10 protein-coding genes are annotated in these 13,546 nt (G+C 40.2%); 7 read left to right on the plus strand and 3 right to left on the minus strand.

Annotated features, from left to right (window positions below; translation table 11 throughout):
• Positions 1 to 28: 28 nt before the first annotated feature.
• Positions 29 to 1,120, minus strand: coding sequence for a phosphatidylinositol-specific phospholipase C1-like protein (locus M2273_RS03425; protein ID WP_429393014.1), 1,092 nt, complete (start codon positions 1,118 to 1,120; stop codon positions 29 to 31).
• Between the two features lie 464 nt (positions 1,121 to 1,584).
• Between M2273_RS03425 and M2273_RS03430 the strand changes: the two genes are divergently transcribed.
• From M2273_RS03430 to M2273_RS03440, 3 genes are all read left to right on the plus strand, one after another.
• Positions 1,585 to 3,735, plus strand: coding sequence for a xanthine dehydrogenase family protein molybdopterin-binding subunit (locus M2273_RS03430; protein ID WP_429393016.1), 2,151 nt, complete (start codon positions 1,585 to 1,587; stop codon positions 3,733 to 3,735).
• A 34-nt stretch (positions 3,736 to 3,769) separates the two neighbouring features.
• Positions 3,770 to 4,645: a nucleoside phosphorylase gene (locus M2273_RS03435; protein ID WP_429393018.1), complete on the plus strand. Its 876-nt coding sequence runs from the start codon at positions 3,770 to 3,772 to the stop codon at positions 4,643 to 4,645.
• Between the two features lie 144 nt (positions 4,646 to 4,789).
• Positions 4,790 to 5,689 (plus strand): glycerophosphodiester phosphodiesterase family protein, encoded by a 900-nt coding sequence (locus tag M2273_RS03440; protein ID WP_429393020.1) that lies wholly within the window; start codon positions 4,790 to 4,792, stop codon positions 5,687 to 5,689.
• Between the two features lie 113 nt (positions 5,690 to 5,802).
• Here M2273_RS03440 and M2273_RS03445 read toward each other — a convergent pair whose 3' ends face one another.
• Both M2273_RS03445 and M2273_RS03450 read right to left on the minus strand, forming a co-directional pair.
• Complete coding sequence (locus M2273_RS03445) at positions 5,803 to 6,996, minus strand: threonine synthase (protein WP_429393022.1); 1,194 nt, start codon at positions 6,994 to 6,996, stop codon at positions 5,803 to 5,805.
• 53 nt (positions 6,997 to 7,049) lie between these two features.
• Positions 7,050 to 8,594 (minus strand): M28 family peptidase, encoded by a 1,545-nt coding sequence (locus M2273_RS03450; protein ID WP_429393024.1) that lies wholly within the window; start codon positions 8,592 to 8,594, stop codon positions 7,050 to 7,052.
• Between the two features lie 643 nt (positions 8,595 to 9,237).
• Here M2273_RS03450 and M2273_RS03455 point away from each other — a divergent pair.
• The 4 genes from M2273_RS03455 to M2273_RS03470 are packed head-to-tail and all read left to right on the plus strand — an operon-like array spanning position 9,238 to position 13,540.
• Complete coding sequence (locus tag M2273_RS03455; protein ID WP_429393026.1) at positions 9,238 to 10,404, plus strand: iron-containing alcohol dehydrogenase; 1,167 nt, start codon at positions 9,238 to 9,240, stop codon at positions 10,402 to 10,404.
• Between the two features lie 6 nt (positions 10,405 to 10,410).
• Entirely contained in the window at positions 10,411 to 11,343 is a 933-nt protein-coding gene (locus M2273_RS03460) for a dihydrodipicolinate synthase family protein (protein WP_429393028.1), read from the plus strand.
• Positions 11,340 to 12,386 carry a 4-hydroxythreonine-4-phosphate dehydrogenase PdxA gene (gene pdxA, locus M2273_RS03465; RefSeq protein ID WP_429393029.1) on the plus strand — a complete coding sequence of 349 codons (1,047 nt, stop codon included), beginning with the start codon at positions 11,340 to 11,342 and terminating at the stop codon, positions 12,384 to 12,386. Before M2273_RS03460 ends, pdxA begins: the two co-directional genes overlap by 4 nt.
• Positions 12,383 to 13,540, plus strand: a complete 1,158-nt coding sequence (locus M2273_RS03470; RefSeq protein WP_429393031.1) for a four-carbon acid sugar kinase family protein — start codon at positions 12,383 to 12,385, stop codon at positions 13,538 to 13,540. Before pdxA ends, M2273_RS03470 begins: the two co-directional genes overlap by 4 nt.
• Positions 13,541 to 13,546: the final 6 nt, after the last annotated feature.

The raw sequence follows: 13,546 nt of genomic DNA on the forward strand, positions 1-13,546 counted from the left end.
GCTGTTTAGCAGTCCCTTGTAATTATCCTTAATTGCCAGTACCGTTGTTTACTATGCTATTATTAAGTACAGGATTTAAGCGGAAATATTTGTTTCCTCCATCAAAGTTCACCACATAATCAGACTTAAAGTGCGTGCTTTTTAAGTAATAATCTGTAGTTATTATTTGCGCACCGGAATTACAGGCTGCTGTAAAATCTGTTTTATCATTGGCACGGGCTTGTTCGGTATCTGAATCGGCCCTGGTTCTGATGATATATCCTTTTTTAACCAGCTCTTTTATATCCGGATTTTGGGGATTGTTCAGGATCATCATGGCAGCCTCAGGATTGCCGGGATCAGTATTAGTAAACAATACCCTTCCTTTTAAAGATGGATGCCCCTGAATGTAAAGCGCCCGGTCTTCCTTGTTGTTATCCATTATAAATATAAACTTACCTTTTGCAGCTTTTAAAGTTGGCCAGTTGCCATGCAGCACAGCGCTTTCAAGGGTAGCATATTTACCCCTAACCATATCAGGTGTAATGATAGAATTACCTAAACCATCTCTGATATCCTGATCAAGTTCATCAAGCGTTTGCGTGGTAAATTTTTCAGGAACGGTAAGCTTGGGATCTTTGGGTTTTCCATCTTTAGGCTCTAAAGTAATAAAGATGGGATTATGATCAGGATGGGCATCTGACCATGTTTTTAATTGTTTTAAACCATCTTTAAAAGTTAAACAATGGCTCCTAAAATCAAGATCAACAATGTGAAATACTTTAAAACCAGGCTGTTTCATTTCACCATCCGGATCAAATGGTGGCTGATCTTTTACCCAATCCAAACCTTTGGGGTGCGCATATTTGCCTCCTTTTGAATCTGCATAAACATCAATTTCAAGATTTAGCAAGCCCATATTAAGCTGATCTGTAAGGCTGATGTGCTCATAATCAATTTTTTCGGCGGCCTCAGGATTTTGTTTTTGAAAAACTTTAAACAAAGCCGGGTCAATAGCTTCCTTATAGCTGTTGTGCGAACCTATTACCTGGATCTTATTAATTGGCAGATCATCATTATCACCACTCCACTTATAGCATGGTAAAGCCAGTATTAAAATTACGCCTAAAAGAGTTTTCATATTTATTATCATTATTATAGTTCAAAAGTATTAATTAAAATGCTTGGGAAATATGATATTTCTGATACAAGAGATGGAAATAAAACATACAACTTGAATCATTGTTGATCATAATATTATTAAAAGCTGGCGTTTGCTCAAGATTACATGTAATAAAGAATCAATTACATGTTAAATAGAATACTATAAACGCTTTTAAAAATTGTTGCAAAATTGCGCCTCGAATGTTGCATTTAGGTTAACTACCTATTAAGAATAATATCAACCCGGTAACTTTTCAGTTGCATAAGATTGGTTATCCTGGTAAAAACGATTGTTTTTTACCAACACATGAAATTATAAAATATAACGATATATACATTACCGATATTTGATGACAGAATTATTAAAATAACAATGTGGTTACACACTGCTTTTTTAATATTCAATTGTTAACTTAATGGCAGTATTTTAAATTTCATTCTATGGAAGAGATACAATTAAAAAACGATGGAGCAGTTACCACTTTGAGCCGTGTAGATGGCCGATTGAAAGTAACTGGCGCAGCAAAATATTCGGCAGAGTATAAAGTACCTGGCTTAACTTATGCGGTGTTGGTACCCGCTACAATTACAAGCGGCACCATTACTGATATGGATACAAAAGCTGCTGAACATGCTCCGGGGGTGCTCGCAGTAATGACCTATCTAAATGCACCGCAAGTGCCTGGCTATCAACCTGACCCATCCAAGCCGGCAAGAAAAAGTTTAAAATTATTCATTGACAATAAAATATTTTTCAATGGCCATCCCATAGCACTGGTAATAGCCGATACTTTTGAACGTGCCACCTATGCCGCATCCCTGGTTAAAGCAACCTACCAACAGAAGGCTTTTGAAACTGATTTTAATAAAAACATTGATAAAGGCGTTACACCAGGGGGAGGCCGCTATACTGATTATGTACGCGGTGAAGCCGATGCTTATAAAAATGCACCTGTAAAAGTGGAACAGGAATATACACTGCCATCAGAAATGCATAACCCAATGGAATTACACGTTACCACTGCTATATGGGATACGGCTGATAAAGTAACCGTGTATACAAAAACCCAGGGAGTTAAAAATACCCAAAGGGCCATTGCAGACGCGTTTAAACTGGATATAAATAATGTGCAAATCAACTCGCGGTTTGTTGGTGGCGCATTTGGTTCGGCTTTGCGTACATGGCCGCATGAAATTGCAGCGGTTCAGGCCGCTAAAATGGTTAATCGCCCGGTAAAATTGGTATTTACCCGTGAGCAGCAGTTCACGCTGGTGGGATACAGACCGCATACCGTTCAAAAAATTGGCTTAGGCGCCACCCCTGATGGTAAATTAGTTGGCATCACCCATGAATCACACTCTCAGACAGCGGTTTATGAAGAATTCACAGAGGGCTCTGTTAATGTGTCCAGATTTTTATATGCCAGCCCCAATGCCAATACCCGTTATAAGGTAGTCCCTCTGAATGTAGGGGTACCAGCCCCAATGCGTGGCCCCGGTGAAGCAACCGGATCTTTTGCACTGGAATCGGCCCTTGACGAACTTTCTTATGCTTTAAATATTGACCCCATAGAATTAAGATTGCGTAATTATGCTGATACAGATCTTGAACGGAATTTACCATGGTCAAGTAAATATTTAAAAGAATGTTACCAATTAGGCGCCGAACATATTGGCTGGGATAAACGCCCCACCAAACCCGCTTCCATACGCGATGGCGAATGGCTTGTAGGTTATGGCATTGGCTGTGGCGCTTTCGGCGCCCACCGGGGTAAGGCTTTGGCAAAAGCTAAACTAATGCCCGATGGTTCTGTAAATATTCAAAGTGCGGCAAGCGATATCGGGCCGGGTACTGGCACAGCTATGGTACTTATTGCATCAAATGTTTTAGGTATCTCCCCAGGCAAAATCACTTTTGATCTGGGCGATTCATCTTATCCCCAAGCTCCAACACAGGGTGGATCAGCCACGGTATCTACAGTAGGATCAGCAGTACATGATGTTTGCATAGCGCTTAAACAAAAGCTTAACACATTAACAGGCAAACCCGAAGGTGATACTGCACCAATTGCTTATGATAATGTATTAAAACAGCTTAATTTGCCATACCTGGAAGTGACCAAAGATTCACAAGGTGGAGATGAGGGCCAAAAATATTCCATGTATTCATTCTCCGCACATTTTGCACAGGTTCATGTACATCCGGCAACAGGTGTTGTTAAAGTAAAAAAAGTAGTTGCCGTTGTTGATGCCGGTAAAATTGTAAGCCACAAAACAGCCAGCAGCCAAATGATTGGCGGAGCCGTTGGGGGCATTGGAATGGCACTCACAGAGGAAATTCTATTTGACGACCGTTATGGCCGGTATGTAAATAATAATTTTGCCGATTACCACGTACCCGTTAACGCGGATATACCCCAAATGGAAGCCATCTTTATTGACAAACCAGATCCATATGTTAATCCGTTAGGAACAAAAGGTATTGGCGAAATATCACTCATCGGGGTAGCCGCGGCAATTGCCAATGCGGTTTATAATGCCACTGGAAAAAGGATAAGAACGTTGCCTATCACTCCTGATAAATTAATTTAAGTATCGGTAATATACCCCAAATCAACATAAACTATTGGAAAGAATTTCAGAAACCGACCTCATCTTAAATGAGGACGGCAGCCTTTATCATTTAAATTTGCATCCTGACGATATAAGCGACCTTGTTATTCTGGTTGGAGATCCGGACAGGGTTGCACGGGTAAGCAAATTTTTTGATCATATTGAAATAAAAAAAGGTAAACGTGAATTCATTACACATACCGGACGAATCGGTAATAAACGCCTGACTGTTATCTCAACCGGCATCAGTACAGACAATATTGACATTGTATTAAACGAATTAGATACCCTTGTAAATATTGATCTTAAAACCCGGCTCCCCCATTCAAACCTTCGTAGTATTGATATTATCCGCATTGGCACTTCCGGCGCATTGCAGCCAGAGATCCCGATTGATAGTTTATTGATCTCGTCTGCCGCACTTGGCATGGATTCGCTCATGCATTTTTATGAGTATTCAATAACTTTAAAAGATCAGCAACTTTTATCAGAATTCCGCTCATCCATTCCGGGTGGCTACAACCTTGATCCTTATTTAGCATCTGCCAGCAATAAGTTACTTAATCAATTTAACTATATGGCGCCACTTGGTTTAACCCTTACTGCTCCCGGTTTTTATTCACCCCAGGGCAGGCAGGTAAGGGCAAAGTCATCAATGCCCCAACTGTTATCCATACTTTCTGCTTTTAAATCGTCAGGAGGAGAAAAAATCACCAATCTTGAAATGGAAACCGCTGGAATATACGGCCTTGCCCAATGTCTTGGTCATCATGCGTTATCTTTTAATGTTATCCTTGCTAACCGGTCAACAAATAAATTTAGTGCAAACCCGGCCAAGGTAATGGATGGTTTTATACAATCTATCTTAACCGGATTATCCGCCAAATAGTTCATTAAATTTATCAATTTGATAATAAACCTCCAAATCCAACTTAACAACCCTACCCTACTTTCGCCCCTGATTAACTACATTACAAATCAAGCAAAATTTAAGAAAGTTAATTTTTAAATAACCAGTCATCAAAATTTATCTATGAAATATTTATTTGTACCCTTGTTCAGTTGTATTATATCTTCAGTTTTTGCACAGCAAAAGTTAGATGTGGAAGGCCATCGCGGCGGACGGGCCCTAATGCCTGAAAACACCATTCCGACCATGCTTCATGCCGTTGACCTGGGAGTTAAAACGCTGGAGCTGGATTGCGTGATCTCAGAAGACAAACAGGTAGTTGTATCGCACGATGTTTATATGTCGTCCGATTTTATGCTCAAACCTGATGGCAGTTTGATCAGCAAAGCCGAGGAAAAACAATTTTTATTATACAGAATGCCCTACGATAGTATCAGGCGTTTTGACGCGGGTACTAAACCACACCCTCAGTTTCCTGAACAGAAGAAAATGAAAACATATAAGCCGCTGCTGTCAACATTGATAGATAGTGTTGAACAATACGTTAAAGCTCATCATTTAAAGGCTGTATATTACAATGTAGAAATTAAAAGCTCACCCGCGGCTGATGATATCGCGCATCCACAACCTGCGGCTTTCGTTAAGCTGGTAATGGATGTTTTAAAGAAAAAAGGCGTTCAAAAAAGGGTTATCATCCAGTCGTTTGATACCAGACCGTTAGTATTGCTGCATCAAAAATATCCTAAACAACCGCTGTCATATTTAGTACAGAATAAAGACAACTTTGATGATAATATTAAGAAACTTGGCTTTTCTCCGGCAGTCATCAGCCCTAATTATGCTTTAATAGATGCTGATTTTGTAAAAAATGCCCACCAAAGCAATGTTAAAGTAATACCGTGGACTGTTAATGATGAAGCCTCCATGCAAAAAATGGCAGAGTGGCAAGTAGATGGTATTATCTCCGACTATCCTGATAAGTTGGTAAACTTGTTTGGAAGCTTTCAGGATCAGATTAAATAGAGCATATTTTCATCAATATTGTGGTGGATTCTTATTCTATAAGATACAAAAAAGTCGTTTTGTAAAGAAAACGACTTTTTTTTGCACCCTCTTAAACCCGAAAGACAAGAGACCTATATATTAATGTTCTCCAGATATTTATATCCGCTCCCTGTATTAATAAGCAACACTTTTTCTTCGGGCTTTATCCATTGAGTGGCTTTCAATTTTTTATAGGCTTGCCATAACGCGGCCCCCTCAGGCGCTATAAGCATACCTTCATATTTCGCAATTTCTTTTAATGCAGTGCTCATTTCTTCATCACTAATAGTAAGGGCAAATCCTTCACTTTCGCGTAAAACCTTCAGAATAACTTTATCGGCATAAGGTTTGGGCACACGCAAACCGTTGGCTATGGTAAATCCACCATCAGCAAATTCAGAAACATACTGCCCTGCATGAAATGCTTTAACAATACCATCACAACTTTGCGATTGTACAGCCACCATGCGCGGTCTTTTGCTGCCTATCCAGCCTAATTGCTCCATCTCATCAAATGCTTTCCAGATCCCGATAAGCCCTGTACCGCCGCCTGTCGGATAAAATATTACATCAGGCAATTGCCAGTTAAACTGCTCGGCTATTTCATAACCCATGGTTTTTTTGCCTTCCAACCGATAGGGTTCTTTCAGCGTTGATACCTGGAACCAATTATTTAACAGGGCATGTTCATTTACCAATTTACCGCAATCACTTATATTGCCGTCAATCTCCACCAGTTCGGCGCCGTATAAATGGCACTCATCTTTAAAAACCTTGGGTGTTTGTTTGGGCATATATACAACCGCTTTCATTCCCCCGCGGGCCGCGTAAGCAGCCAATGCGCCCCCGGCATTTCCGGCGGTAGGTGTGGCAATTGTCTGGATGCCCAGTTCTTTAGCTTTGGATACGGCTGCGCTTATGCCCCGCGCTTTGAATGAACCAGTTGGGTTACCAGATTCATCTTTCCAGAACACTTCATTATTCCCAGTAAATTGTTTTAAATTTTCAATTTGTATTATAGGGGTAAAACCTTCGCCAAGCGTAACAATATGTCTTTCATCAGTAACAGGTAAAAATTCCTTATACCGCCACATTGTTGCCACCCTTCCCTGTAAAACAGCTTTGTTGATACCCGTACTTAAATTATACTGCGCAAATAAGGTAGATCTGCAGGTTTCATTAATACAAACCGTATTGATAACCGCAGTATTATGTATAGTGCCGCATTCGGGGCACTTTAAATTTATTAACAAGGAAGTTTCTGTCAATTCAATATTATTAACCATTAGATATGATAAAGTTATTAAAACCTAAACTGCGAAAAGTAATTTCCGGGTAATTACTTCTGCTCAAATATATCCCCTGCGTTCCATGTTGGCCGGGCAACATCCTGCGCTACAAGATAACCTATCAAAAAATTAAGCTGGGCGTATTTCTTTCCGGCTTCAAAATCAAATATCCCATTTATATCATCCTGTGGTTTATGGTAATATTTTTCGCGCCATGATGCCACTATTTCGTTCATATTATTTTTACCATCGGCTGTTTTACTCCCGTATTTAATATGCAAGGCCGGAATACCCTGCAAAACAAAGCTATATTGATCGCTCCGTGTAAAGCGGGCTTGCTTAGGTTCGGGGTCTGGTTCCACACTTAAATAGCCCAGATGATCTGCCGCCTCAGCAACCTGGTTAGCCAGCGATGAATGTTCGGCCCCTAAAGCTGTAATTGATAATAAGGGAGCAATAATAGTAGGCATGTCAGTATTTATATCTGCAACCATACTTTTAGCAGGTACTGTTGGATGTTTGGCAAAATAACCAGATCCCAGATCACCTAACTCTTCGCCGGTTACCAATACCATAAGGATAGAGCGTTTAGGCTTCAGTTTAATACCTTTATATATCTTAGCAATGGCTAATAGGCTGGCTACACCCGAGGCATTGTCATGCGCCCCATTATAAATGGAATCGCCCTGTACCGGTGTGCCGATACCCAGGTGATCTAAATGGGCACTGTGCACCACATATTCAGTTTTCAGGTTAGGATCTGTGCCCGGTATTTTTCCGATAACATTATAGCTGGTAATATCCTGGTAAGTTGAGGTATACGAAACTTTAGCACCTACATTTAATGAAAATGAATAAGATTGACCCGCTTTTAAATGGCTCATAACTTCCGGCAGGGATCTACCTGAATTACTAAGCAACAAATTAAACAACGCATAGTTCATATTACCAAACACACTTATCTGATCAGAATAATAAACGCGTGAAACAGCAACTTTGCCTTCGTTATCCATTACACTGTAAATGCCTTTACTAACATTGTTCAAACGAGCTGTAGAATCGGCCAAACCAATAATAACACCTACTGCCCCATGTTCTGCCGCTACTTTTAATATCTGGGCGGAGTTCATGGTATGCGCGGCAACCGAGGATGAAAATTTTTCAGGAGCGCCCCGGGTAATCAGTACGATCTTTCCTTTTACATCCAACCCGGCATAATCATCATAACCAAGGCTGGGTTCACTGATACCATATCCGGCAAATACCAAATCTGCAGAGGTTTTAACCTCAGGGACAGAAGGATTAGGGTAAATTACATAACCATCGTCTCGTACAACCAAATTTTTTAACTGGCCACTATTTAAAGATAAAACAGCATTATTGGTAAATGCTTTGCGCAGCTTTACCTGTTGCAGCCAGGTATTATTTTCGCCGGCAGGTTTAACATCAAGTGATTTTAGCCGACCAATAACATAGTCAACCGCCATTTGATAACCTTCCGTTCCTGGTGCACGCCCTTTTAACTTGTCATCAGCCAAATATGTAATATCTGTTTTTATTTGTTCGGGGCTAACCTGTTTTAATGACTGTTCCACATTTGCGCCTAATTTAATTTGTTGCGCAAATACAGTACTGGCAAGTGAAATAATTGAAACGAGAAATAAGAGCCTGCAAATTTTAATCATTACTTATATGGATTAATAACATACAAGCCCGCAAGTTATTAACTAACGTCTTTACGAGCAAGTTTTTATCGATAATGTTACCTTGTGCCCCTAACATTAAAGACTTTTGTATAACAAAACGGCTTATTTCTCTATAATAAATTGTCCTGATATTTAATTGCCTTCCTATAAATGTTTATACCCTAATAATGAAGTAAGTGTTAAATTCAGATATAGTGAGCAATAAAATATAGTTGGTTGCTAATCCTGTCTGCATACATAGGGCTTTAGATAATATCGTACAATAATTTGATAACACATAGGTAAAAACGAGGTGTGTCTTTGCACATCTTTGTTCATATCAACCAATTGACCAAACCTCTATTCTATTCATTATAAAATATATGCAGCTTAAATCTATTTATTCTTTAAAGTTTACAGGAATATTTAACCCAGGACTAATTAATAACCTGTCCCCCATGTCAACAATACCGGTAAAAAATGAGGCTTCGGTTAAAGAAGTTAATAGAAACACTGCAATGAGATTCATTTTAAAAGATCGCATTTAATATATATGACACAAACAGATATTGCTTACCGGGATATCACTGTCAGATTTCCTGCTCAAATAATTATCGGGAAAAACTCGTACCTGAAATTAGCTGATGAAGTAGCTGCGGCAGGATATTCCAACGTATTGATCATTACTATAAATGTGCTTTTAACAAAGCTTGACCCGCTTATACAACAACTTAAAATACAAGGCATAACCGTTAACGTAAATACAACTATAGTTCAGGAACCATCATTCTGTGATTTTGATGTTTTGATAAATTCTGTTGCTGATAAACCAGTTGATGTGGTTATTGGCATTGGCGGTGGCAGCGTGCTCGATGTAGCCAAACTGTTAGCGGCACAAATTGATAATGACCAAACTTTAAGTGATATAACAGGCATTGGTCTGCTCAAAAAACGCAACATCAAATTAATATGTGTGCCCACTACAGCAGGTACAGGCAGTGAGGCATCACCTAACGCTATATTGATTGATGATGCTGATAACCAAAAGAAGGGTATCATAAGCCCTTACCTTGTTCCTGATATGGTGATCATTGACCCGGCCCTGACTTATAACCTGCCACCTGATATAACTGCAGCAACCGGACTTGATGCATTAACACATTGTTTGGAAGCATATACGAACCTGTTTGCACATCCATTTATTGACATGTACGCCTATGAGGGCATGCGGCTTATAGCAGCAAATCTGGTTAAAGCAGTTAACAACGGAGCCGATGAAAATGCCCGTACACAGTTGGCCATAGGCAGCCTGTTAGGCGGGTTTTGTTTAGGCCCGGTAAATACTGCTGGCGTACACGCCTTATCATATCCATTGGGTAGTATGTTCCATATGGCACACGGTTTATCAAACGCGTTGCTATTACCCTATGTAATGGAATTTAATATACCATCGGCACCTGCGCGTTATGCTGATGTTGCCCGTGCATTGGGTTGTAATAGCGGAAAAACAGATGTTTACACAGCGTATGCCGGAGTTGATAAGATCAGGGAGCTGATTGAAAAATGTGGTATCCCTTCTCGGCTTAGCGAGGCTGGTATAAACAAAGAAGCTATACCGGCTATGGCGGCCGATGCTATGAAAATTGCCCGACTACTTAAAAATAATCCACGTCAGATAAATCTTAGCGACGCTATCTACATTTATGAAGCAGCTTATTGAAATAAAATGAAAATAAAAAAGAAATATAATGGTTTGGTGGTGCCATCAATTACACCGCTAACAGAAAATTATAAGTTGGATCATGAAGCTGTTGAAAAGATTTTTGACAATATCTTTAATTATGGAGGCGTTCCGTTTATCCTGGGTACAACAGGCGAAGCATCTTCATTATCAAGTGATGTAAAGCTCGATTTTATTAAACTGGCCACAAAACTTAAGCAACCAAACAAATTGCTTTATGCGGGCATTTCATCTAACTGCGTAGCAGATTCAGTGGCTATAGCCAAACTGTGCGCTGATGAAGGAGTTGATGTAGCGGTGGCCCATTTGCCGGCATATTTTACATTAACTGAACAGGAAATAAAGCAGTATTTTGAAACCCTGGCCGATGAGATTCCGCTGCCGTTAATCATTTATAACATACCGGCAACCACCCATACTTCCATTGATTTGTCCTTATTGAATGAATTGAGCTTTCATGATAATATTGTAGGCACTAAAGATTCTGAACGTAATCATGAGCGTTTAAAACAATCGCTGGGTTTGTGGGCCAACCGGTCTGATTTTAGCCACTTTTTAGGATGGGGCGCGCAATCTGCCCACGCTTTGTTTACAGGTGGCGATGGACTTGTACCAAGCACCGGCAATTTATTTCCTGATATTTATTATAAAATGCTGGTAGCTGCAGATAATAATGATGAGCAGGCTGCATTGGCCTTACAAAGACATTCTAATATGCTGGGTGATCTTTACCAAAGCAAACGTTTATTAGGCGGATCATTGGCAGCGCTCAAATCATTAATGGAAAGTGCAGGTTTATGCCAGTCACACATGATGCCGCCACTGCAACAGGTATCACAACCCGATGCAGCCGAACTCAGACAAACCCTGCAAAGCATCATTACTCAGGAAAATCTTAACTTGCCTATATACCAATGATAACAAAAAAACCAATTATAGGGATTACCATGGGCGACCCGGCCAGCATTGGACCGGAAATAGCTGTAAAAGCGCTGCTTACCCAACAATTGTTTGAAATATGCAACCCGGTGATTATTGGCGATGCAGCTGTTTTTAATGATATTGTTAAAAGATTAGGATTTAATGCCAGGATCAATCCCATAAAAAACATACAGGATGCCAAATTCATTTATGGCGAGCCCGATGTATTTGATCTGCAAAATGTGGATATGAGCGAGTTGCGCTTTGGTGAGATATCAGCAATGGCAGGTAATGCATCATTTGAGGCAGTAAAAAAAGTGATCGATCTGGCACTTGCTGGCGAGGTTGACGCTACAGTTACGGGACCTATTAATAAAAAATCAGTTAATGAGGCCGGCCATCATTTTGCCGGCCATACGGAGATATACGCCCACTTCACCAACACTAAAAAATATGCTATGCTGCTGGTGGAAGAAAAAATGAGAGTGATCCATGTATCAACCCATGTTTCGTTAAGGCAGGCCTGTGACCTGGTGAAAAAAGAAAGAATTATAGAGGTGATTGAACTGCTGCATAACGGATTGATACAGCTAGGTGAAACAAATCTAAAAATTGGCATTGCCGGGTTAAACCCTCACGCTGGTGATTCAGGGTTATTTGGTACCGAAGATGATCAGGAGATATTACCTGCTGTACAGGAAGCACTGAAAGCTGGCTATGATGTGGAAGGGCCTATTCCTGCCGATACCTTGTTTTCTAAAGCTTCAACTGGTTATTATGGTGGCATAGTAGCCATGTACCATGATCAGGGACATATTCCTTTTAAACTTACCGGCTTTAAATGGAACGCCCAAAAGCAGCAGATGGATAGTGTAAAAGGCGTAAACATCACCATGGGATTGCCTATCATCCGCACATCTGTTGATCATGGGACTGCTTTTGAAATAGCCGGGAAAGGTGTGGCCAGCAGCGATGCTATGATATTGGCTATTGAATCGGCTGTAAGGCTTAGCAAAACCAGGTTAAATCAAAATATATGATAGCGGTAATTGCAGATGATCTTACAGGAGCGGCCGAACTGGCCGGTATTGGATTAGATTATCAGCTAAAAACCGAAATTAATACCATTGTTGAACCGGATTGCAAAGCTGATCTGCTGATCATTGCGACAGATACCCGATCCCTGCCTGCAGCCGAAGCCATAAGAATAATCTACGAGCTAACTCGTCAGTTAATGGCCCTTAAACCAAGGGTACTATTTAAAAAGATCGACTCCGTATTGCGAGGACATATTTTAGATGAAGTTAGCAGTCAAATGAAAGCATCCGGGTTAAAAAGGACATTGATCATCCCGGGGAATCCTCTGCATGGCAAAAAGATCATTAACGGCATTTATTATTTTAATAATGTGCCTGTGCATTTAAGCAATTACTCAGTTGATCCGGCGTTCCCGGTAACGTCGTCAGATGTAAGGCACATGCTCAGGGCTGATGATGATCTACCTCTGCTAAAAACCCATGAAAAACTACCAGATACGGGTATAATGATATGTGAAGCGGCAGATGAAAACGCCCTCACACACTGGATTAAACTTGCTGATGATAACACCATTATTGCCGGCGCATCAGGTTTATTCAATTGTTTACTTAATCGTTTAATCCCGGCAAAGCCAGCTGTTGACACTACTATTATTTATCAAATTTCGCCTTCCCGCTTATTTGTATTCGGCAGTACATTTCATCAGGACATACACTATAATCATAACGGCTTTATTAATGATATCCCTGTGGTTTATATCCCCTCGTCCATCATTGATAGTGATGATCCACAGACTTCCGAATATGAGTGCTATGCTAACAAGGTTGTTCAAACGCTTACAGAACACCACAACGCTATAATGGCCATACATCCTGATACTACTAAGGGACTTAACATTGATCCCGTTCTGCTTACTCATAAAATGGGTACCATTGTAAAATATATAAACTTAAAAACACATCTGCACGAACTGCTGATTGAGGGTGGCGCTACCGCGTGGGCAATATTAGCACAGCTTAATATTTCAAAATTATATCCCCTGGAACAAATAGGCCCCGGGGTTATCCGTATGAAAATAGCAGGCAATAATCAATTATATTTAACTTTAAAACCCGGCAGTTATGACTGGCCAGCATTTGTTTGGACAACCAATTAATATATA

Source organism: Mucilaginibacter lappiensis (assembly GCF_050433765.1).
GTDB lineage: Bacteria > Bacteroidota > Bacteroidia > Sphingobacteriales > Sphingobacteriaceae > Mucilaginibacter > Mucilaginibacter lappiensis_A.